At 62.7% G+C, this 21,828-nt stretch carries 22 protein-coding genes and 1 pseudogene; 14 read left to right on the top strand and 9 right to left on the bottom strand.

Features of this window, described 5'->3' with window-relative positions:
- The first annotated feature begins 24 nt into the window (after nt 1-24).
- Genes ACZ9IU_RS05245 through ACZ9IU_RS05235 form a run of 3 tightly spaced genes read left to right on the top strand, consistent with a single transcriptional unit; the run spans nt 25 to nt 1,897 of the window.
- On the top strand, nt 25-702 hold the full coding sequence (locus ACZ9IU_RS05245) for an energy-coupling factor ABC transporter ATP-binding protein (protein ID WP_038540534.1): 678 nt from the start codon (nt 25-27) through the stop codon (nt 700-702).
- Complete coding sequence (locus ACZ9IU_RS05240) at nt 699-1,304, top strand: energy-coupling factor transporter transmembrane component T family protein (RefSeq protein ID WP_038540531.1); 606 nt, start codon at nt 699-701, stop codon at nt 1,302-1,304. The genes ACZ9IU_RS05245 and ACZ9IU_RS05240 overlap by 4 nt, the downstream gene beginning before the upstream one ends.
- 29 nt (nt 1,305-1,333) lie before the next feature.
- Nucleotides 1,334-1,897 carry a biotin transporter BioY gene (locus tag ACZ9IU_RS05235; RefSeq protein WP_038540528.1) on the top strand — a complete coding sequence of 188 codons (564 nt, stop codon included), beginning with the start codon at nt 1,334-1,336 and terminating at the stop codon, nt 1,895-1,897.
- A 14-nt stretch (nt 1,898-1,911) separates the two neighbouring features.
- Here ACZ9IU_RS05235 and ACZ9IU_RS05230 read toward each other — a convergent pair whose 3' ends face one another.
- Nucleotides 1,912-2,310 carry an acyl-CoA thioesterase gene (locus tag ACZ9IU_RS05230; RefSeq protein WP_038548810.1) on the bottom strand — a complete coding sequence of 133 codons (399 nt, stop codon included), beginning with the start codon at nt 2,308-2,310 and terminating at the stop codon, nt 1,912-1,914.
- Nucleotides 2,311-2,457: 147 nt separating this feature from the next.
- Here ACZ9IU_RS05230 and ACZ9IU_RS05225 point away from each other — a divergent pair, with 147 nt between their 5' ends.
- The 9 genes and pseudogenes from ACZ9IU_RS05225 to dxs all read left to right on the top strand — a co-directional run bounded on the left by ACZ9IU_RS05225 (nt 2,458) and on the right by dxs (nt 11,049).
- Nucleotides 2,458-3,390 (top strand): histone deacetylase family protein, encoded by a 933-nt coding sequence (locus ACZ9IU_RS05225; RefSeq protein ID WP_038540525.1) that lies wholly within the window; start codon nt 2,458-2,460, stop codon nt 3,388-3,390.
- 3 nt (nt 3,391-3,393) lie between these two features.
- On the top strand, nt 3,394-3,648 hold the full coding sequence (locus ACZ9IU_RS05220; protein ID WP_038540522.1) for an exodeoxyribonuclease VII small subunit: 255 nt from the start codon (nt 3,394-3,396) through the stop codon (nt 3,646-3,648).
- 158 nt (nt 3,649-3,806) lie between these two features.
- Entirely contained in the window at nt 3,807-4,742 is a 936-nt protein-coding gene (locus ACZ9IU_RS05215) for a TAXI family TRAP transporter solute-binding subunit (RefSeq protein WP_038548807.1), read from the top strand.
- A gap of 185 nt (nt 4,743-4,927) precedes the next feature.
- Nucleotides 4,928-7,037, top strand: a pseudogene (locus tag ACZ9IU_RS05210) (TRAP transporter permease).
- 10 nt (nt 7,038-7,047) lie between these two features.
- Complete coding sequence (locus tag ACZ9IU_RS05205) at nt 7,048-7,407, top strand: DUF1850 domain-containing protein (RefSeq protein WP_038540516.1); 360 nt, start codon at nt 7,048-7,050, stop codon at nt 7,405-7,407.
- A 40-nt stretch (nt 7,408-7,447) separates the two neighbouring features.
- The gene (locus tag ACZ9IU_RS05200; RefSeq protein ID WP_038540514.1) at nt 7,448-7,756 is read left to right on the top strand and encodes a nucleotidyltransferase family protein; all 309 of its coding nucleotides are present in this window, start codon (nt 7,448-7,450) and stop codon (nt 7,754-7,756) included.
- Nucleotides 7,746-8,102 (top strand): HepT-like ribonuclease domain-containing protein, encoded by a 357-nt coding sequence (locus tag ACZ9IU_RS05195; RefSeq protein ID WP_038540511.1) that lies wholly within the window; start codon nt 7,746-7,748, stop codon nt 8,100-8,102. The genes ACZ9IU_RS05200 and ACZ9IU_RS05195 overlap by 11 nt, the downstream gene beginning before the upstream one ends.
- A gap of 3 nt (nt 8,103-8,105) precedes the next feature.
- The gene (locus ACZ9IU_RS05190; protein ID WP_038540508.1) at nt 8,106-9,029 is read left to right on the top strand and encodes a pirin family protein; all 924 of its coding nucleotides are present in this window, start codon (nt 8,106-8,108) and stop codon (nt 9,027-9,029) included.
- 100 nt (nt 9,030-9,129) lie between these two features.
- Nucleotides 9,130-11,049, top strand: coding sequence for a 1-deoxy-D-xylulose-5-phosphate synthase (dxs, locus tag ACZ9IU_RS05185; RefSeq protein WP_038540505.1), 1,920 nt, complete (start codon nt 9,130-9,132; stop codon nt 11,047-11,049).
- Nucleotides 11,050-11,073: 24 nt separating this feature from the next.
- Here dxs and ACZ9IU_RS05180 read toward each other — a convergent pair whose 3' ends face one another.
- From ACZ9IU_RS05180 to ACZ9IU_RS05160, 5 genes are all read right to left on the bottom strand, one after another.
- Nucleotides 11,074-11,913 carry a 2OG-Fe(II) oxygenase gene (locus ACZ9IU_RS05180; protein ID WP_038540502.1) on the bottom strand — a complete coding sequence of 280 codons (840 nt, stop codon included), beginning with the start codon at nt 11,911-11,913 and terminating at the stop codon, nt 11,074-11,076.
- A gap of 255 nt (nt 11,914-12,168) precedes the next feature.
- A complete protein-coding gene (locus tag ACZ9IU_RS05175; RefSeq protein WP_038540499.1) occupies nt 12,169-12,756 on the bottom strand; it encodes a YceI family protein in 588 nt (195 codons plus the stop codon).
- Nucleotides 12,753-13,346: a cytochrome b gene (locus ACZ9IU_RS05170; RefSeq protein WP_038548805.1), complete on the bottom strand. Its 594-nt coding sequence runs from the start codon at nt 13,344-13,346 to the stop codon at nt 12,753-12,755. The genes ACZ9IU_RS05175 and ACZ9IU_RS05170 overlap by 4 nt, the downstream gene beginning before the upstream one ends.
- A gap of 125 nt (nt 13,347-13,471) precedes the next feature.
- Nucleotides 13,472-14,467, bottom strand: a complete 996-nt coding sequence (locus ACZ9IU_RS05165) for a DUF4424 domain-containing protein (RefSeq protein WP_051900034.1) — start codon at nt 14,465-14,467, stop codon at nt 13,472-13,474.
- 122 nt (nt 14,468-14,589) lie between these two features.
- Entirely contained in the window at nt 14,590-16,530 is a 1,941-nt protein-coding gene (locus tag ACZ9IU_RS05160) for a methyl-accepting chemotaxis protein (RefSeq protein WP_038540496.1), read from the bottom strand.
- A 151-nt stretch (nt 16,531-16,681) separates the two neighbouring features.
- Here ACZ9IU_RS05160 and ACZ9IU_RS05155 point away from each other — a divergent pair, with 151 nt between their 5' ends.
- Nucleotides 16,682-17,446, top strand: coding sequence for a TlyA family RNA methyltransferase (locus tag ACZ9IU_RS05155; RefSeq protein WP_038540493.1), 765 nt, complete (start codon nt 16,682-16,684; stop codon nt 17,444-17,446).
- Entirely contained in the window at nt 17,443-18,687 is a 1,245-nt protein-coding gene (locus ACZ9IU_RS05150; RefSeq protein WP_038540490.1) for a class I SAM-dependent RNA methyltransferase, read from the top strand. The genes ACZ9IU_RS05155 and ACZ9IU_RS05150 overlap by 4 nt, the downstream gene beginning before the upstream one ends.
- Before the next feature lie 27 nt (nt 18,688-18,714).
- Here ACZ9IU_RS05150 and ACZ9IU_RS05145 read toward each other — a convergent pair whose 3' ends face one another.
- The 3 genes from ACZ9IU_RS05145 to ACZ9IU_RS05135 form a co-directional block, all read right to left on the bottom strand.
- Nucleotides 18,715-19,113: a hypothetical protein gene (locus ACZ9IU_RS05145; protein ID WP_038540487.1), complete on the bottom strand. Its 399-nt coding sequence runs from the start codon at nt 19,111-19,113 to the stop codon at nt 18,715-18,717.
- Nucleotides 19,114-19,198: 85 nt separating this feature from the next.
- On the bottom strand, nt 19,199-19,957 hold the full coding sequence (locus ACZ9IU_RS05140) for a crotonase/enoyl-CoA hydratase family protein (protein WP_038540484.1): 759 nt from the start codon (nt 19,955-19,957) through the stop codon (nt 19,199-19,201).
- Nucleotides 19,958-19,968: 11 nt separating this feature from the next.
- Nucleotides 19,969-21,762: an acyl-CoA dehydrogenase gene (locus ACZ9IU_RS05135; protein ID WP_038540482.1), complete on the bottom strand. Its 1,794-nt coding sequence runs from the start codon at nt 21,760-21,762 to the stop codon at nt 19,969-19,971.
- Nucleotides 21,763-21,828 lie beyond the last annotated feature (66 nt).

Raw genomic sequence — 21,828 nt, 5'->3', positions numbered from 1 at the left:
ACCGCTGAACACCGAGGGACTGGCTTGGATATCCGTTTCGAACAGGCAGAAGCGCGTTTCGAGGGACGCACCGTCGTTTATCCGCTGACGCTTCGCTTGAGCGAACGGCGGATCGGCGTGATTGGCCTCAACGGCTCGGGCAAGACGACGTTTGCGCGGATGATCAACGGGCTGGTGCTGCCTGCCGAGGGTCACGTGACCGTCAACGGGCTCGATACGGTGAAGGATGGCGACAAGGTTCGTGGCCAGGCCGGCTTCATTTTCCAGAACCCGCAGAACCAGATCATCCTGCCGATCCTGAAAGAAGATATCGCGCTCGGGCTGAAAAGCCAAAAACTCTCGAAGGCCGACACGGAGGCGGCGGTCGAGGCCGTGCTTGCCCGGTTCGGCATCGCCCATCTGGCCGACCGGCGGGTGCATGAACTTTCGGGCGGAGAACTGCAGCTGGCGGCGCTTGCCTCGGTTCTGGTGACCCGGCCGGATATCCTGATCATGGACGAACCGACCAACCAGCTGGATCTCCGCAACCGCGATCTCGTGGAGCGGACGATCCACGGGCTCGATGAAAATGTCGTCGTCATCAGCCATGACCTCGGCCTGATTGCCGATTTCGACCGGGTTCTGTTCTTCCATGAAGGCCGCCTCACCGATGATGGCGCGCCTGCGGAAGTCATCGCCCGCTACCGCGAGCTTGTGGCATGAAGACGCTCTACGTGGAAGGCGACACGTTTCTGCACCGGCTTTCGCCGCGGGCAAAGCTTCTCGGCCTCGCCGCGCTCAGCCTTGTCTTTTTCCTTGTCCGTTCGCCGGCCATTCTGTCGGTCGCGGCCTTGCTCGGCGGCATCGTCTATTCGTCGCTCCGGCTCGGGTGGCGCCAATCCTGGCTGCGGCTGCGGCCGGTCCTGCTGACCATTGCGGTCGTGGCGCTCTTCACACTTGTCTTCAACGGCCGACATGACACGCTGGTCGTCGTCACGCGGCTGACGGCGCTTGCCCTCTTCGCCGCGGCCGTGACGGCGACCACCAGCACCGGCGATTTCATCGACGAGATCACCCGCCTTGCCATGCCGCTGGAGCGCCTGGGGCTCGTCAGGGCCGCGGATATCGGGCTTTCGATCGGTCTCGTCATCCGTTTCGTGCCGGAGATCCTCAGCCGTTACCAGGCTATCCGCGACGCCCATCGCGCCCGCGGGCTGAAGGTCCGGCCGCTGACGCTGGCGGTGCCACTGATCATCCTGACGCTCAAAAATGCCGACGAGATTGCCGCCGCCATTGACGCACGCGGCATCCGGGCGCAGAAATAACCTCATATAAAACTGGGGATTCGCATAGCATGACCACCCGTGATCTCGTTCTGGCCGCCCTTTTCGCCGCCATTATCGTAGCGCTCGGTCTCGTGCCGCCGATCATGCTCGGCTTCATTCCGGTACCGATCACCGCCCAGTCGCTCGGCGTTATGCTTGCGGGCGTCATCCTCGGCGCCAGGCGCGGCGGTTTTGCGGTGTTTCTGGTCCTGCTGCTGGTCGCGATCGGCCTGCCGGTTCTGTCGGGCGGACGCGGCGGCCTTGCCACCTTTGTATCGCCGACCGCCGGTTATCTCGTCGGCTGGTTCTTCGCAGCCGTCATCACCGGTTATTGTTCCGAGCGGTTCGTCGAGCGTTCGCAGAGCGGCATCGTACAGATCACCGGCTTTTTCCTCGCAGCCCTGCTCGGCGGCGTGGTGGTCGACCACGCGCTCGGGGTCATCTACCTCGCCTATGTCACGGGCACCGGGCTTTCGACCGCCTTCATCGGTGACCTGTCCTTCGTTCCCGGCGACGTGCTGAAGGCGATGATCGCGGCACTCGCCGGCCGCGCAGTAATGGTCGGTTATCCGCTGCTACCGCAACGGGCCTGATCGGCCGCGCCCCGTCAATCCAGGAACTGATAAAGCCAGTCGCGCAAGTCTTCGGGGAGCGGCACCGGTTCCCTGCTTTCGGGGTCACAAGTCATCCAGACGATTTCGGCTTCCGCGACCGCCTCGTTGCCGCGCAGCATATGCACCAGGAACCCCGCCGATTTTCCGCCGATCTTGCTGACGCCGATATGCGTGTGGACGACGTCACCCAGCTTCAAGGCTGAGTGAAACGTGCAGGTGATCTTGCCGATCCTGAAGAACGGATCGTCCTTCTGCGGCTTGCGGCGGTGCCAGAATTCCGTGACGGCTTCTTCCGCCCGCACGACATAGGACGACCGGAACATCTCCCCGTGCATGTCGACATCGCGGAAAGGAACCCGGAATTCCTGAGACTTGACTGACTCTTTGGCCACGATACCCTCTGGGTTGCACCCATTCATGTAAGACCATTCTTTCAAGCTAAACAAGCGCAAGAGCAAGGGGTTGCGGCTTGAAAAAGTCAGCTTTCTGCGCCATGTCGGAAAGGTCCAGACCGGACTGACCCCTGACGAGGCCGCCGCATGACCACGCGCCTTTACGAACACAAGATCTTCCTCGAACACAGCACGCCCGAAGGACATCCCGAACGGGCGGACCGGCTGCGCTCGCTGGCGATCGCGCTGGAACATCCGAATTTCGCCAGGCTCGACCGCAAGGACGCTCCCCAGGCGAACGAAGACGCGGTTCTGCTCGCGCATCCGGAGGAGCATCTGCGCGCCGTCATGCGGGAAATCCCCGAGGAGGATACGATCCGCCAGATCGAGGCGGACACCTATGTGGGGCCGAAAAGCTTTCAGGCCGCGCTGACCGGCATCGGCGGCGCGATGGCCGCCGTCGACGACGTGGCAACCGGCAAGGTCGACAACGCCTTTGTCGCGGCACGTCCGCCCGGCCATCACGCGGAAAAAGACAAGGCGATGGGTTTTTGCCTGTTCAACAACGCCGCGATCGCCGCGCGCCACGCGCAGCGGAAATACGGCATGGAACGCGTCGCGATCGTCGATTGGGACGTGCATCACGGCAACGGCACGCAGGACATCTTCTGGGACGATCCGTCAGTGCTGTTCTGCTCGACGCACCAGATGCCGCTTTATCCCGGCACCGGCGCCAAGGACGAGACCGGCACCAGGAACAACGTGGTCAACGCGCCGCTTTCACCCGATACCGGCAGCGAATATTTCCGCGAGGCGTTCAAATCGCGCGTGCTGCCGGCGCTCGACAATTTTCGACCGGATTTCATCATCATCTCGGCCGGCTTCGACGCGCATCACCGCGATCCGCTGGCGCAGATCAATCTCGTCGGCGACGATTTCGACTGGGCCACCGGACGGCTGATGGAGATCGCCGGCAAATATGCCGGCAACCGTATCGTCAGCCTGCTCGAGGGCGGATATGATCTCGAAGGGCTCGCCGAATCGGCGGGCATGCACATCTGCAGACTGATGAAGGGATAGACGATGACCGAAAACACCGAGAGCCTCGATGTGAGCGGCTATTCCTTCGAGAAGGCCGTCGCCGAACTCGAAAGCATCGTGGCGCGGCTGGAACGGGGCGACGTGGCGCTCGACGAATCGATCGCCATCTACGAGCGCGGCGAAGCGCTGAAGAAACACTGCGAAAAGCTGCTGACAGCCGCTGAAAACCGCATCGAGAAGATCCGGCTCGACCGCGCCGGCAAGCCGCAGGGCGTCGAGCCGCTCGACGGCGAATAAGCCGGACGGCTAAACCAAAGTCTTACAACCTTCGCATGGAATGCGTCATAAACCGATTGACGCACCGGAAACGCCTCCCCATGATGGCCCCATCTGCGTGGTTGCTTTGGGAGGAGGCCATTATGAACTTCGGCGTGAAGTCCAGTAAAATCAATCTCATGTTCGTGGCGACGCTTGCCGTTTCGACGGCATTTTCCGCCGCCGGCGCGAAGGCTGCGGAATTCATCAACGTACTGACCGGTGGCACGTCCGGCGTGTATTATCCGCTCGGCGTGGCGCTTGCCGAAATCTACGGACAGGGGATCAAGGACGCGCGCACCCAGGTGCAGGCCACCAAGGCATCCGTCGAAAACCTCAACCTGCTGCAGGCAGGACGCGGCGAGATTGCCTTCTCGCTCGGCGATTCTGTCCAGGAAGCCTGGAAGGGCAACAAGGAAGCGGGCTTTCCCGCCAAGCTCGACAAGCTGCGCGGCATCGCCGCCATCTATCCGAACTATATCCAGGTGGTCGCCAGCGCCGAATCCGGCGTGAAGACGCTTGCCGATCTCAAGGGCAAGAGCCTGTCGGTCGGCGCACCTGCCTCAGGCACGGAACTCAATGCCCGCGCCATCTTCACGGCGGCCGGCATGTCCTACAAGGACCTCGGCAAGACCGAATACCTGCCGTTCGCGGAATCCGTCGAACTGATCAAGAACCGCCAACTCGATGCGACGCTGCAGTCGGCAGGCCTCGGCGTCGCCTCGATCCGCGACCTTGCAACCTCGCTGAAGATCAATGTCGTAGCGATCCCAGCGGCCGAAGTCGCCAAGATCGGCGCTCCCTATGTCTCGGTGAAAATCCCGGCCGGCACCTATGAGGGGCAGACCGCCGATGTCGAGACCGCCGCCGTCGGCAACTTCCTGATCACCCATTCGGGCGTTTCCGACGAAACCGTCTACCAGATGACCAAGCTCTTGTTCTCCAACCTGCCGAAGCTTTCCGCAGCGCATGCCGCCGCCAAGGCGATCGACGTGAAGAAGGCGCTGGAAGGCATGCCCGTACCGCTGCATCCGGGCGCCGAACGGTATTACAAGGAAGTTGGATTGATGAAGTGAACGAGCGAGGATGAGGGCAATCTGCCCCTCATCCGGCTGCCGCCACCTTCTCCCCGTCTTCACGGGGAGAAGGATCTATGCCGCAACTGTATCTGTCCCCCTCTAACGTCGTTTGGGCCACCTATCCTTTTCCCCCAAACGGCGAGAGGATTAAGGTGAGGGGCAACGGAAACCTCGGAGAACCAATGTCCGAAACCCCAATGCAAAACTCGATGAATTCGCAAAGCGCCGAAGAGCCGATCGAGGGCCTGCCGGCCGGGTTCGGCGAGGGTTTGACCGGGCGGATTGCCTTCTGGATCGCCTTTGCCTTTACCCTTTTCCAGCTCTGGACCGCCGCCTATGGCACGCTTGCGAGCCAGATCGTCCGCGCCATGCATGTTGGCTTCCTGCTGCTGCTCGGTTTCGTGCTGATCGGCAACCTCGTCGCCAGGACGAAAGCCGGCAAGATCTGGTTCTGGGGGCTCGGCATTGTCGGCTTCCTGACCGGCCTCTACAATTGGGTCTTCTACCACGACCTGATCGTCAGGAGCGGGTTCCTGACAACGCCGGACCTCATCGTCGGAACCGTGCTGATCGTGCTCGTCTTCGAAGCGGCACGACGGCTGATGGGCCTGCCGTTGACGATCATCGCCGCCATATTCCTCGCCTATTGCTTTTTCGGGCAATACGCCCCCGGGCCGTTCGTCCATCGCGGCTATGATTTCGAGCAGATCATCGAGAATTTCGCCTATGGGACCGAGGGCATTTACGGAACGCCGATCTACGTCTCGGCGGCGTATATCTTCATCTTCGTGGTCTTTGCCGCGTTTCTGGAGCGCGCCGGCATGCTGGCGCTGTTCAACGATTTCGCACTCGGCCTCGTCGGCACCTGGCGCGGCGGGCCGGCGCAGGTCTGCGTGATGTCCTCGGCGCTGATGGGTACGATTTCCGGCTCGGGCGTCGCCAATGTCGTCGCCTCCGGACAGTTCACCATTCCGCTGATGAAGCGCTTCGGTTTCCGCTCGGCCTTTGCTGGCGGCGTCGAGGCGACCTCGTCGATGGGCGGGCAGATCATGCCGCCGGTCATGGGTGCCGTCGCCTTCATCATGGCGGAAACGCTCAACGTCTCCTATGCGGAGATCGTCAAGGCCGCGATCATCCCGGCCGTGCTTTATTTCGGCGTCTGCTTCTGGATGGTGTTCCTGGAAGCCGGCAAAGCGGGCCTCAAGGGCATGAGCAAGGCCGACCTGCCGAACCCCTGGGCTGCCGTCCGGGAACACTGGCCGCTGATCCTGCCGCTCGCCGCCCTCGTCTACCTGCTGTTTGCCGGTTATACCCCGATCTTCGCCGGGACGATGGGGCTGGCGCTGGTCATCGTGCTGATCCTCGGCATGCCGCTTGCCGCAAGCATCGGCCCGCTTGCCTTCCGCCTCGTCTTCTGGCTCATGCTCGGCATCGCCGCCGCCTCCTTCCTGCGCTATGGGGTCAACTTCCTGGCGATCGTCATCCTCGCCCTGATCGTCGGCTGCATCTTCGTCAAGGGCGGTCGCGAGACCTTGGCGATCTGCCGCGACGCGATGGCCGAGGGAGCCAAGAACGCGCTGCCGGTCGGCATCGCCTGCGCCATCGTCGGCATCGTCATCGGCACGCTGACGCTGACCGGCATCGCCTCGACCTTTGTCGGCGCGATCATCCGGGTCGGCGAGCACAACCTGTTCCTGTCGCTGGTGCTGACGATGATTACCTGCCTGATCCTCGGCATGGGCATTCCGACGATCCCGAACTACATCATCACCTCGTCGCTTGCCGGACCTGCGCTGCTCGAACTCGGCGTGCCGCTGATCGTCAGCCACATGTTCGTCTTCTATTTCGGCATCATGGCGGACCTGACGCCGCCGGTGGCGCTCGCCGCCTTCGCGGCGGCACCGATGGCGAAGACCTCGGGGCTGAAGATCGGCGTGGAGGCGACCAAGCTCGCAACCGCCGGTTTCGTGGTGCCGTTCATGGCCGTCTACACGCCCGGCCCTGATGCTGCAGGATCCGGGTGCGATTGCAGCGGCTTGGAGTTATCCGGTCGAGGTCGCCTATGTCTTCCTGAAGGCGTGCTTCGGCATCGCGCTGTGGGGCACGGCAGTGGTCGGCTTCCTCTTTGCCCGCATGGCGGCGTGGGAGCGCCTGCTCGCCTTCATCGCCGGTGCAAGTCTGGTGGTCGCATTTCCCTGGACCGACGAACTCGGCTGGGTACTCGGCGTCATCATCGTCGCGCAACACTGGTGGCGGAACCGCAGCGCGCCGGCCGCACCGGCGCTGACATGAGCAAGGGGCGATGAGCCTCTGCATCCTGGCCGGCGGCAAGCTGACCGCCCTTGCCGTCTCGATGTTCACGCTCTCCTGGACCCATTCGGTGCAGAAGACGGAATGGCGCGAGACCTGGGCCGTGGCACCGGCCGGGTTGGAGCTTCGCCAGGCGGAAGTGAAGGGGTCCGGCGCCGGCATGGAGCCCGGGGCGGACGCGGTGCTGAAGGACGGCTGGTGGGTTTGGCACCCGACGCTGCCGGCGCAGGAGCATGTTTCGCTGGCGGCTTCCGGCATGACGCCGAGTGGGTGGAGGCTGTGTCATGCGGGTGGATGTATGGAGCTTGGGGCGACGGCCGGGGATGAGGTGAGCTTGAGCGGTTGTCGCTAACGCTCTCGACCAAATCCGAGGGCTCCACTATATTGTCTGCATGGACAAGGATCTGGTCATCGCCAAACTGAGGGAGCACGAGGACGAGTTGCGCGCCGCGGGCGTGCAGACCCTGTCGCTGTTCGGTTCGGTCGCGCGTGGCGAGGCGACTGAGGGATCCGACGTGGACGTGGTTGTGCAGCTGGATCTCGACGTGACGGGCCGCGGATTCAGCTATTTCAGCTCGCTCTCAGACTTGAAGGAGAAGCTGCAAGACATTGTCGGCAAGCCGGTGGACATCGTCTCCGAGCCGATCCTGAAGCCCAGACTGGCAAAGGAAGTCGCAAGGGACCGCCAACTTGCCTTCTAGCCGTCCATGGGTCAGGGTCGAGGATATTCTCGAAAACGCGCTTGCCATCCTGGAATACACGCAGGGCATGGAACTCGCCGACTATCTCTCCGACCGCAAGACAAGAGATGCCTGTGAACGCTGCCTCTCGCGTATTTCGGAGGCTGCCGTCAAATTGGGTCCATTTGCGGAAGAGGCGTTTCCACAGCATGGTTGGAGAGGCATCCGCGATATCGGCAACATCCTGAGGCACGAATATGATCAGGTGGAAACGGTCAATATCTGGGACGTCATCACGATAAACCTGCCGCCGCTCATTCGCGACATCGAAATCGCGCTTGCCAATCGCGACATATCTGAGGTCTGAACCATGTCCTTCTTCCCCGGAAACGACCCGGTCGCCGGCGACGCCTTTGCCTGTGATGCGATCGAGAACCTGATCATTCCACGCACCAGCGATATCGGCGGGTTTTCCGTGCGGCGCGCGTTGCCGAGCCGGCAGAGAAGGCTGGTGGGGCCGTTCATCTTCTTTGACCGGATGGGACCGGCGCTGCTGCGGGCCGACGAGGCGCTGGACGTCAAGCCGCATCCGCATATCGGGCTTTCCACCGTCACCTATCTCTTCGATGGCGAGATCAAGCATCGTGACAGCCTCGGCACCGAACTCACCATCCGGCCGGGCGATATCAACCTGATGACCGCCGGCCGCGGCATCGTGCATTCGGAGCGCACGCCGGAAAACCTGCGCGGCCATCCGATGTCGGTCTCCGGGCTGCAGACGTGGCTGGCGCTGCCTGATAACAAGGAGGAAATCGATCCGACGTTCTCGCACACGGATAAGGAAAAGATGCCGGTCATCGATGCCGACGGCGCGAGCGGCCGGGTGGTGATCGGCGCTTTCGAAGGCCTCGGCTCACCCGTCTCGACCTTCACCGACACGCTCTATGTCGATCTCCGCCTCGAGGCGGGCAAGCGTTTCCCGTTTGCGGCGGCGCACGAGGAGCGGGCAATCTACATCCTCTCCGGCGAACTCGTCATTTCGGGCGACCGTTTCGCGGCCGACCAGCTTCTCGTCTTCCGGCCGGGCGACGATATCACCCTCGAAGCTGGCGCTCCGGGCTGTCATGTGATGCTGTTCGGCGGGGCGGCGCTGAATTCCAAACGCTATATCTGGTGGAACTTCGTTTCCTCCTCCAAGGAGCGTATCGAAAAGGCGAAAGAGGAATGGCGCACCGGCCGTTTCGACATCGTGCCCGGGGACGAGGAGGAGTTTGTCCCCTTGCCCACCGCCTGAAATCGGTTAGAACCGCAGGTCATGCAACTTGAAAAAGCCTGCTTTCTTCTCATCTTGGGGGAGAACACGCTTCCGGAAAGAGCAGAAAAGGCCATCGTCCGTGACATCAATCCCCGCCACGCCATTGCTCGACAAGGTCAAGCTTCCCTCCGATCTTCGCGCCATCGAAGATCGCGACCTGACGCAGCTTGCCCGCGAATTGCGCGACGAGATGATCGATGCGGTGTCGCGCACCGGCGGCCATCTCGGCGCCGGCCTCGGCGTCGTGGAACTGACGATCGCCATCCACAAGGTATTCAACACGCCGGATGACAGGCTGATCTTCGATGTCGGCCACCAGTGTTATCCGCACAAGATCCTCACCGGCCGGCGCGACCGCATCCGCACGCTGCGACAGGAGGACGGGCTTTCCGGCTTCACCCGCCGGGCCGAGAGCGAATATGATCCGTTCGGCGCTGCGCATTCCTCCACGTCGATCTCGGCCGGCCTCGGCATGGCGGTCGCAGCCGATCTTTCCGGCTCGAAGCGCAACGTCATCGCTGTCATCGGCGACGGCGCGATGTCCGCCGGCATGGCCTATGAGGCGCTCAACAATGCCGGTGCGCTCGATGCCCGGCTGATCGTCATCTTGAACGACAACGACATGTCGATCGCCCCGCCGACCGGCGCGATGAGCGCTTATCTGGCGCGGCTCGCCTCCGGCCGCACCTATATGGGCTTTCGCGACCTCGGCAAGAAGCTGACCGCCTATCTCGGCAAGAATGTCGACCGGGCGATCACCCGCGCCGTCGAACATGCCCGCGGTTACGTCACCGGCGGCACGATGTTCGAGGAAATGGGCTTCTACCATATCGGCCCGATCGACGGTCATTCCTTCGACCACCTCCTGCCGGTACTGCGCAATGTGCGCGACAATGCCCGCGGCCCGGTGCTGATCCATGTGGTGACGCAGAAGGGCAAGGGTTATGCACCCGCGGAAGCCGCCGCCGACAAATATCACGGCGTCAACAAGTTCGACGTCATCACCGGTGCGCAGGCGAAATCGAAGCCGAACGCACCGAGCTATACGAGCGTCTTCGGCGAGGCGCTGGTCCAGGAAGCAGCGCTCGACGAGAAGATCGTCGGCGTCACCGCGGCCATGCCGAACGGCACCGGCATCGACAAGCTGGCGGATGTCTTCCCGGCCCGGACCTTCGATGTCGGCATTGCCGAACAGCATGCGGTGACGTTTGCGGCGGGCCTTGCCGCGGAAGGCTACAAGCCGTTCTGCGCCCTTTATTCGACCTTCCTGCAGCGCGGTTACGACCAGGTCGTCCACGACGTGGCGATCCAGGGACTGCCGGTGCGTTTCCCGATCGACCGCGCGGGCTTCGTCGGCGCCGACGGGCCGACCCATGCGGGATCGTTCGATACGACCTTCCTCGCCACCCTGCCGGGCATGGTGGTGATGGCTGCCGCCGACGAGGCGGAGCTGAAACACATGGTGCGCACGGCGGCCGCCTATGACGAAGGTCCGATCTCCTTCCGTTATCCGCGCGGCGAAGGCGTCGGGGTCGAGTTGCCGGAACGCGGCCAGATCCTTGAAATCGGCAAGGGCCGGGTGGTCAAACAAGGTGCCAAGGTAGCGCTGCTTTCCTTCGGCACGCGCCTTAAGGAATGTGTGCTTGCAGCCGAGGATCTCGACGCCGCCGGTCTTTCGACTACGGTTGCGGATGCGCGCTTCGCCAAGCCGCTGGACCATGACCTGATCCGCCAGCTCGCCCGCCACCACGAAGTGCTGATCACCATCGAGGAAGGCGCGGTCGGCGGCTTCGGCAGTCATGTGCTGCAGTTCCTCGCGACCGAGGGCCTGCTCGACAACGGCCTGAAAATCCGCTCGCTGGTGCTGCCGGATATCTGGATGCAGCAGGCAAGCCCGGACGCGATGTATGCCAAGGCCGGCCTCGACCGCGCCGGCATCGTCTCGACCGTGTTCAGGACGCTCGGCCAGCCCCAGATCGGCGTCGGCTTTGCCGGCTGAGCCCGGTCGTCAGGTCCTCCCGGATTAGAAACCGAGGCGGCTCAGCGGCCCGATGATCTTGCGATAGAGCATCGGTGGTGTGAAGTCCCGAAGCACATCGCGGCGTATTTCGGCGTAATCCTTCTTGTCGGTGGAATTCGGCCGCGGCTTGAAGAGCGTCGAATGCGACTTGCGGGAATCGTCCCACGTTGCCGTGTAATAATAGAGCGCGATCGAATCTCTCGATTTGTCTTCCGGATGGTTCACGACCGAGGGATTACCGTGGAAGGAATCCGATGTGGTCGAGAAGGTGACCATGCGATTGAACAGGGGCGTGAAGCTGTGCACCTTGCCCTTCATCTCCTTGTCCCAGATCTCGAACGAGCCGCCCCACTCTTCCCGCCAGTCCTTGTTGAGATAGATCAGCGTGTTGAGCCGGCGCTCGACCTTCATCTTGGAATGGAGGTTGAAGTCGGCATGGATATCGAGATGCCCGCCGTTGGCGGTCTCATGAACGCCGGCGCCGAAAAAGAACGGATCGGGGATCAATCCTTCAATCCCAGTCATCTCCTCCAGAAACAGAATGAAGGGGCGCGAATTCAGCGCATAAAACAGGTTCTTGGTGTAGGTCGGAAGCCGTTCCGGCACATAGGAGACCTTCTTGTTCTCCTGCGCCCTCGCAAAAGTCGTCTCCTTTTCCGGACGGTTCCGGAGGTCGGTCAGGACGTTCTCCAAAACCTGCTCGGGCAGGAAATTGTCGATGCAGATATGCGGATAGGGCGAAGCCGATTGGTAAGCCCCGGCATAGTTCTTGGCCATCGAGCGAGCGGCATCAACATCTGCCAGAAGAGTATCCGCATCAATGGGATATACTAACTGCGCCATTACACTCCCCCAAATTATACTTTGGCCAGAGTGTCATAATTTTTAGATGGCGCAAGTATGACAAAAGCTCATACTTCGAAAGCGTTAGTCGTTAGATAAATTCGAAACCAGATCCCACCCCTCAATTACGGCTTTGAAATCAAATACTTCATTTGGAAGTGCCTTTCCACGCCTCGACCGCACCCCGCACGGAGGCTCCGAAGCAGTATCCTCCTACGTCGAATGAAGTAACGCATCCTATTGAAGGGACGGTTCCTAGTTCCGCTCGCCTTCGATCACCATGTCGAACTGCACGACATTGGAATAGATCGGCGTGCCGACGTCCATGGCGTAGCGGGAGCGGAAGATCTTGCCGCTGACATTGAAACCTATCCTGCGACCACTCCAGGAGGTGAGCTTTACATCGAAGACTTCGGACGAGCTATGACCCTTGGCGGTCAGCGTGCCGGTGATGCGGGCGCTGTCCGGGCCGGTCTGCTCGACGCGTTCCGAGCGGAACGAGATCGTTTCGAAATGACCGGAATCGAAGACGGCACCGGAACGCAGGAAGGCGTCGATGCGATCCTGGCCGGTGCTGACGCTTTCCGGCTTCAGATCGAAATTGACCATGGAATGCGTAAGATCGCCGGCTTTCAGGTTGAACGTGCCTGAAAACTTACCGAACTTGCCCTTGATGCCGCCGCCGCCGACCTGATCCACGGCAAACGCGATGCGGGAACCGGATGTGATGGCATAACGCCCCGCCGCCTCGGTGAGGCTCGGAACGTTCACGGCCGAGAAGCCGGCTCCGGGGAGCGACATGGCGAGCAGCATGGCTGCGATGATGGTTGTCTTGCGGGTCATGGTCCCGGCTCCTCGATGGATGTTTTTGCGGTGCGGTGCCGGCTGCCGAGCATGCGGGTGAGCACCTCATCATGCCTGACATAGTGGTGGTAGAGTGCGGCGCCCGAATGCAGGAGGACGAGGGCCAGCATCGAATAGGCGAGAACCGCATGGACGGTCGTCCACCAGGCCTCGGCGGCATCGGACTTCGGCACTGGAAGATGCGGAATGACGACGAGGTTGAACGCGAAGGTCGGAATTTCGAGCGGCGATACGGAGGCGATCATCCAGCCGGCCACCGGCACAGCCACCGCCAAGGTCAGCAGCAGATAGTGCATCGCGTCTGCCGAGCGATATTCCAGGGCGCTTAGACCTTTGACCGGTTTCACCCGCACGACCGTCAGCGAATGGACGAGCCTCACGGCCGCCAGAAGCAGCGCCAGCATGCCGAAGGACTTGTGCCACTGGAAAAGCGAGAACTGCAGGGCTGGATCGATCGATTGGAGGGCCATGACGAAACCGAGCGCCAGCAGGCCGACGATCAACAACGCGATCAGCCAGTGCAGAACGATCGCGATGGGATCATAACCATCGGCAGGGCGACGCGGCATGGGATGTTCCCGGAACTCTTGGGCTAACTTACGATCGGAAACATCGTGCTTTCCGATCCGGCCGGCAAGCGCCAGCACGATCACTTTCATTCAATATTACTGAATTCGGATCTTTGCCGCCACCGTCACTGATCGGCGGCCGTCAGGAACAGGATATTCAGATCCTTTTCCGGATAGAAATCGTCCGCCGTCATCTCGAAAGTCGTGGGGCCGATCTTCTTCACGCCGTTGCCGCAGAAGCTGACGTAATCCTTCTCCTTCCCCTTGTCGATCGTCAGCTTGAACTTACCGATCGAACCGCCCCAGTTGGCGCCGGTAGTGAGGATGTAGGACACCCATTGCTCGGTATAGTTCGGGCCGCCTTTTCCGGCCGCAGCTTCGAGTTTTGCCGCGGTCTTCATGAATGCGGCGTCGATGCAGTAGCGGTCGGCATAATCCTTGTAATTCGTCGCCGGCTTACCCTGATCGATGAAGGTCATGGCGACAGTGCCCCCGACGCTCGGCTTATAGCGGTGGCTGACACGGACGGGCTTGCCGGCCGGAAATTTCGTCTTCCACCAATAGACCGAGCGCAGCGTCCAGGCCGGCGTCAGGTCCTCCTGCCAGCCCTTGCCGGCGTCGTAGCGGTTGACGAACACCAGCCCCTCGGCGATCCAGGCGGCCTTCACGTCTTCGGGCAGGGCCTTGAGTGCGGCAAGCGTCCTGTCGCTATGGGGCAGAAGCGGAATGTTGCGCGCCACGAGTTCGTCTGTGCGGTCGATGCCGGCGGCCAGCACCCTTTGCTGCAGCTCCGGCTTGATCTGCCGGCTGTCCTGCACGACCGAAAAACCGAGGAAATTGTCGCTGTCGGTGTTCTCGAGCGCGATATCGCTGTCCATGCTGCCGGTGATGTCCGGCATCGGGAAGGCGATGACGCTTTCGACATCCTTGTCGCTGGCGTTCTTGAAGACGTAATCGACCAGCACTTCCTCGCGGGAAATGTAGAGCTGCTCCTCGGCCATGGCGACGTCGGAGGTCTGGACGTAGATCAGCCCGCCCGTCTTCAGTTCCGCCATGGAATCGTTGGCAAGTGCCGGGTTCGCGACGAACAAAAGTCCGCCGATCAGCAAGGTGCATCGCATATCCGTCCCTCCCATTTCCTCGCCGGTTTTCGGCCGCCGGAAGATAGACGCAAATGCTGAAACAGAGAAGGCAGGCCGGAGGGTCTTCCGGCCTGCCTTTGAGATCGAGCCATATGGGCGGATCAGAATTCCGACCACTCTTCCTTCACGGCGGCGGCACTCGCCGCCCTGCCGGAAAAGGCGCGGGCGACGGTGGAGCGCAGGGCGTTTGCCGGCGATGCCACCGGACGGGCTGCCGACGGGGCCGCGACCGGACGCGAAGTCCGAACCGATGGCGTGCCCCCGAAGTTGAACTGCCTCAGCAGGGCATCGAGCGCCTGGGCTTCCTGGGCGAGCTTGTGGCTTGCCGCGTTCTGCTCTTCGACCATGGCGGCGTTCTGCTGCGTGCCCTGGTCCATTGCGTTGACCGACGTGTTGATCTCCTGGAGGCCTGTCGACTGTTCGCGTGTGGAGATGACGATGGCGGAGAGGTGCTGGTTGATCTGCTGCACGTCGCCGACGATCGCTTCCAGCGCCTGGCCAGTCTCGCCGACCAGCGCGACGCCCGCATCCACCTGCTGGCTGGAGGTGGTGATCAGCGCCTTGATCTCCTTTGCCGCATTGGCGGAACGCTGGGCGAGTTCGCGGACTTCCTGTGCGACGACCGCAAAGCCCTTGCCCGCCTCGCCGGCGCGAGCCGCCTCGACGCCCGCATTGAGCGCCAGAAGGTTAGTCTGGAAGGCGATGTCGTCGATGACGCTGATGATGTTGCCGATCTCGCCCGAGGACTTCGAGATTTGCTCCATGGCGGAGACAGCCCGGCGAACCACTTCGCCCGATTTTTCGGCGCCGATGCGGGTGCGCTCGACGCGCTGGCCGACGTCTTCAGCTCGGCGAGCAGATTCCTTCACCGTCGTCGTCACCTGTTCGAGTGCGGCGGCTGTCTCTTCGACGGCTGCGGCCTGCTGTTCGGTGCGACGACCGAGATCGTCGGCCGCAGAGCGGATTTCACCGGCGCCGGAACTGATAGCCGAGGCGTTCTCGCCGACCGCCTGGAGGGCTGACTGCAGCCGGCCGAGCGCCTGGTTGAAATCGGTGCGCAGCCGATCGAGATTGCCGGAGAACGGCTTTTCGATGCGGTAGGCGACATCGCCATCGGCAAGGCTTGCAAGCCCGGTTGCAAGCGCGTCGATCGCAAATTCGATATTGGCGGCTTCGCGTGCCTTCTGGGTGTCGTTGTCGAGGCGTTCACGCTCGCGGGTGTCGCGCAGGACATCCGCATCGCGGGCCAGACGCTGCTTTTCGATCGCCGCATCCTTGAAGACCGTGACGGCCTTGGCCATGCGGCCGACTTCGTCGCCGCGTTCGAGAGCCGGAATTCCGATATCATGATTGCCGCCGGCAAGGCTGGTCATGGCCTCCGTCATGCCGACGATCGGTTGGACGATGGCACGCGACAGGGCAAGCACGAGGGCGACCGCGATCAGGCCGGCAATACCGCCGCCGATGAGGAGCGTCAGCAGCAGATCGGTATGGGCCTGGGTCTGGGCGCTGACCATGGTGGTCGACAGGTCGAAAGCCTGCTTCTTGATCTTGGCGGCAGCCTCGCGGAACACGTCGAGCTGGCCCTTCGATTGGTTGCGGCCGATCTCGATGACTTCCTCGATCGGCTTGCCGGTGTTCTTGCGGGCGTCGAGCTGCGGAACGGTAAGCTGGGTGTGGAACACATCGGCTGCGGCACGCATCGCATCAAGCGAAGCGACCATATCCGGCACGCCGGCGGCCGCCTTCTTGGCGGCGTCGATCGCCGCGATCATCTTCTCGCGGTTGTTGAAGACGTCGGCATAGGTGCTGTCGCTCTTGAAGAGCAGGAAACCGCGCTGATTGACGGCCTGTTCCAGCATGGCTTCGAGTGCCGCGTCGACATTCATCATGATCGTCTGGGAAACGACCTGCTGCGCGGAAGAGCGGCTCGATTTCAAGGCCTGCCAATAAACGCCGGCCGAGGCCAGCAGACAAACCGACATCAACGCCGCGAAGGTGATGATCAGCTTCTTGTTCAGGGATAGGTTTTTAAGCGACATGAGGGGCTTCCGCTCTCAGGTGAAATGAAACTGCTTGCTCCTCCGGCCGCGAGAGAATCCCAACATGATTAAAATTTGATTGAACCCGGCGCGGGTTTTCATGAAACAAGGCCCTTGCAAGCCAGGCGATAGGCAGGCATTGACTGCGACCATGTCCTCAAGCCCTGAAAACCAACGCCTCGACCAGCTTCTCGTCTCGCTCAATCTCGTGGCGAGCAGAGCTCGTGCGCGCGACGCGATCGCCCGCGGCACTGTCACCGTCAACGGCCGCGTCGTCACCAAACCGAGCCTCACCTTCCCGCTCGACGCGAAACTCACGATCGACGACCCGGCGCAGGATTACGTCTCCCGCGCCGCGTTGAAGCTCGTCGCGGCGCTCGATCACTTCAAGCTCGATCCGGCCGGCCATGACTGTCTCGATATCGGCGCCTCGACCGGCGGCTTTACCGAAGTGCTGATCATGCGCGGCGCAGAGCATGTGACCTCGATCGACGTCGGCCACGGACAGATGCATCCGCGGCTGCTCGCCGAGCCGCGGGTCACCAATATCGAGGGCCTCAACGCCCGCTATCTGACCGCCGAGGATTACGACGACCGCGAGATCACCTTCATCGTCTCCGACGTCTCGTTCATCTCGCTGAAGCTGGCGCTGGCGCCGGCCTTGGATCTTGCCGAGCCCGGCGCGCATTGCGTGCTGCTGGTCAAGCCGCAATTCGAGGCGGGCCGCGATGCGATCAGCAAGGCCGGGCTGCTGAAGGAGCCGGAGACGGCGCCCCAGGTCGCGGCCGAACTCGAACGCTGGCTGGTCGAAGAGATGGGCTGGTCGAGCCTCGGGCTCATCCCCTCCCCGATCGCCGGCGGCGACGGCAACCAGGAATACCTGCTCGCAGGCAGGAAGCCCGGTGAACCTTCATGAGCACGGTCACCGTCACGATCAGCCGGCTCGGCGCCCAGGGCCACGGCATCGCCAATGGCGAAGACGGCCCGGTCTATGTGCCCTACGCTCTTCCGGGCGAAACGCTGGCGATCGCCCGCAACGGCGATCACGGCACGGTCATGTCGACCTCCAATCCGTCGCCGGACCGGGTCACGCCGCCCTGTCGCCACTTCGGACCGGACAGCGACGCCTGCGGCGGCTGTTCGCTGCAGCATCTGGCGGATGTCCCCTACCACGCCTTCAAGCGCAACCTCGTCGTCGAGGCCCTGAAATCCAAGGGCTTGACGCCGGAAGTGGGCGAGCTGGTCATAGCGCATCCCGGCGAGCGTCGTCGGGTGGTATTTTCCGCCCGCAAGACCGAGAAGGAATTGCTGCTCGGCTTCAACCGCGCCGAGACCAACCACATCGTCTCGATCGTCGAATGTCCGATCGCCTCGCCCGGCATCGTTGCCCGGCTCGAGGCGATCCGCGCGGTGGGCAAGGCGCTGGCGACCGGTTCGGAGACGTTCCGTATCGCCGTTCTCGAAACGCTTGCCGGCCTCGATCTTGCCGCAGAAGGGTTGAAGCCGCTCGACGACAAGCAGCGGCGCACGGTCACCGAGACGGTGCTGGCGCTGAAAAGCATCGCGCGGGTTTCGGTCAATGGCGAAATCATTATCGAATTGCAGAAGCCGCTGGTGGATTTCGGCGGCGTCAAGGTCTCCCCGCCGCCCGGCGCCTTTACCCAGGCGACGAAACCGGCGGAAGACGCGATGGCAGAACTGGTGCTGTCGCATGTCGGCAAGGCCAAGCGGATTATCGACCTGTTTGCCGGCTCCGGTACCTTCTCGCTCCGGCTTGCCCGCATCGCCAAGGTGCATGCCGTCGAAGGCGACGAGAAATCGGTCAGGGCGCTCGACCTTGCGGCCCGCAATACTCAGGGGCTGAAGCCGGTCTCGGTTGAGAAGCGCGATCTCTACCGCCGGCCGATGATGGTTTCGGAACTGAAAAACTACGACGCAGTCGTCTTCGATCCGCCGCGCGCCGGTGCCGAAGTCCAGATGAAGGAGCTTGCCCGCTCGACCGTGAAGACGGTCGTGGCGGTGAGCTGCAACCCGCTGACGCTTGCCCGCGACCTTCGGATTCTCGTCGATGCCGGATACCAGATCAAGACGGTCACGCCGATCGACCAGTTTCTCTGGTCGCCGCATGTGGAAGCGGTGGCGCTGCTGCAGAAATAAGCTCGGGCGGGCGGACCGCCTGGCTTCCTACCGATCCAGATCAAGCGTACCGGTGCCAACCACGCCGGAGCAGCGGCAGCGGCTGCCGACGCGGCCGGGATCGGCATTGCAGACATAGGGGCGGCGGCGGTCCATGCTCGGCGGCGGAGAGACGACGCAGACATAACGTTGCGGACGGGGACGATTTCTATCGCGGTCACGGTCACGGTCGCGATCTCTGTCCCTGTCCCTGTCCCTGTCGCGGTCCCTGTCACGATCACGGTCGTCGTCACGGCGGATGATCAGGCCGTTCGGGCCGATGGTGACGGAAGGGCTCTGGGCGAGCTGCAGCGGCTGGCTCTGCGAGGGGAACACCAGCGTCTCGGCCTGCGCCGGCGCTATTCCAAGAAGCAGTACGAGCAAGCCCGACGAAATACGATGCGCCATCATTTCCTCCCGATCGATTGGAGGCAATCTAGCGCTGAAGTTGCGTCAAAAGAAGACGGGAACAGAAATTTCCCGTGCGACACCGTTAACGCCGCATGAAGGCCTCGAAGGCGGCGCGCGCCTCGGCGCTTTTAAGCTGGGCGGAGAAATGCACCAGCTCCTCGTCGATACGCGCAAGTACCGCCTCGCGCGGTCCGCGCACCAGGTCACGGGCGATCTTCAGGGCCTGCGGTGGTTTTCTTGCAAGGCTTGCGGCTAGCGCCAGCGTCTCGGCTTCGACCGCTAGCGGCTCTGCGATCTTCCAGATCAGACCGGCGTCGAGTGCAGCTTGCGCCGAAAACCCCTCGCCCGCCACCAGCATGGCAAAGGCGCGCTGATGGCCGATGGCCTTCGGCGCCAGCAGGCTGGAGGCTGCCTCCGGCACCAGCGCCAGATCGACAAAGGGCGTCTTGAAGACGCTGCGGGCGGAGGCGACCGTCAGGTCGCAATGCATGTTCAACGTGGTGCCGATGCCGATCGCCAGGCCATCGACGCCCGACACCAGCGGTTTTTCGGCAAGCGCCAGTGCCTTGATGAATATGGAAGCGGCAGGCGCCTCCTTCGATCCGGACATGGCGTAGGTAAGAAAATCCCCCATGTCGTTGCCGGCGGAGAAGCAGCCATCGGTGCCGAGGAAGGCGACGGCGCGAACGGCGTCGTCCCTGTTCGCCTCTTCGAGCGCAGCGGTCATGCGGTTGTACATGGCCGAGGTGATGGCGTTCTTCTTTTCCGGCCGATTGAAGCGGATCACCATGACGCCCGGCTGGGCCTCGGGGCGCTCGACGAGAATATGGTTGCCGCTCACGGAGATCTCCTTCAGGCGAGGATAGCGCGCGCGGCTTGAAGGCTCGCGGCGCCTGAAACGACGCGGTCCTTCAGGGCCGAGGTTTCGGCCAGCAGGTTTTCGGCCATGAAGCGGCAGAGCGCGACGCGCTTTTCCGGACCGCCGTTATCGACAGCGACGAGCGCGCCCTTGGCAAGATAACAGCCTGTCAGCACCAGGCCGAACAGGCGCTGATAGGGCGTCGCACCGGCGAGCGCCTCGGCGGTCTTGCCGGCCGCCTGAGTGTCGAGGAGCCAGCCGGTGGCGGTTTCGAGTGCGGCGATGGCGGCGCGCAGGCGGTCACCGGTTTCGCCGAACGCCGTATCGTTGGAGGCTGAAATCCTATCGGCAATCTCCTTCAGCTCACCGATGAAGCCGCGCACCTGATCGCCGGAGGAAAGCGGCAGCTTGCGGGTCACGAGGTCGATCGCCTGGATGCCGTTGGTGCCCTCGTAGATTGGCGCGATACGGGCGTCGCGCAGGTAACGGGCAGCGCCCGTCTCCTCGATAAAGCCCATGCCGCCATGCACCTGGATGCCGAGCGATGCGACGTCGACGCCGGCATCGGTCGCGAAGGATTTTGCGATCGGTGTCAGAAGGGCTGCCCGTTCGGTCCAGTGGCGGGCCTCGTCGCCCTCGATGTGATGCGACATGTCGATCGCGTGGGCGCAGGCGTAGCAGATGGCGCGAGCGCCTCGGGTCAGTGCCTTCATGGTGATCAGCGTGCGGGCGATGTCCGGATGGTCGATGATCGGGCTCATGCCCTCCCCCGACCAGCCGGGCGCCTTGCCCTGAGTGCGTTCCTTGGCAAAGGCGACGGCCTTCTGCGTCGCGGCTTCGGCGATCGCCACGCCCTGCATGCCGACCGCCAGGCGCGCATTGTTCATCATCGTGAACATGCAGGCGAGACCCTTGTTTTCCTCGCCGATCAGCCAGCCGATCGCGCCCTTGTCCTCTTCGTTGCCAAGAGAATATTTGCCGTCGCCATAGATCATCGTGCAGGTCGGCGAGCCGTGGATGCCGAGCTTGTGTTCGATCGAATGGCAGAACACGTCGTTGCGCGCCTCCAGCGATCCATCGTCGCCCACGAGAAATTTCGGCACCAGGAAAAGCGAGATGCCGCGGGTGCCGGCAGGCGCGTCGGGAAGCCGTGCCAATACCAGATGGATGATGTTGTCGGCAGCGTCGTGCTCGCCCCAGGTGATGAAGATCTTCTGGCCGAAAATGCGGTAGCTGCCGTCGTCGCTGCGCTCGGCGCGGGTCTTCAGAACGCCGAGGTCGGAGCCGGCATGCGGCTCGGTGAGGTTCATGGTGCCGGTCCATTCGCCGGAGACCAATTTGGCCAGATACTTTTCCTTCAGCGCATCGCTGCCGTGCGCCACCAGCGCCTCGATTGCTCCCATGGTCAGCGTCGGGGCGAGCGCGAAGGCCATGGAGGCGGAATTCCACATTTCGAGCGCTGCGACGTTCAGCATATGCGGCAGGTTTTGGCCGCCATAGGCTTCCGGCGCGGTCAGGCCGTTCCAGCCGCCTTCCCGCCAATGACGATAGAGTTCCGGCCAGCCGTCGGGCGTCTTCACCTTGCCATCGGTGAGGCGGGCGCCTTGTTTGTCGCCGATCTCGCCGAGCGGCGCCATCTCGTTACCCGCAAACCGCCCCGCTTCCTCCAGGATCGCCTCGACCAGATCGGCACTCAGGTCACCGAACCTGCCGATCTCCAGGGCGTCCGCGAGACCGGCCACGTGGTTCAGGGTGAAGGCGATCTCCTCGACCGGTGCTTTGTACATGATGCTCCTCCTCGTGGGCGCGGTTGTGACCGCCTTAACTGGCCGATTCTACTCAGCCACCATCCT

The organism is Mesorhizobium sp. USDA 4132, from assembly GCF_056279545.1.
The sequence above is the reverse complement of the archived record's forward strand: the minus strand, read 5'-3'. Positions and strand labels throughout refer to the sequence as shown.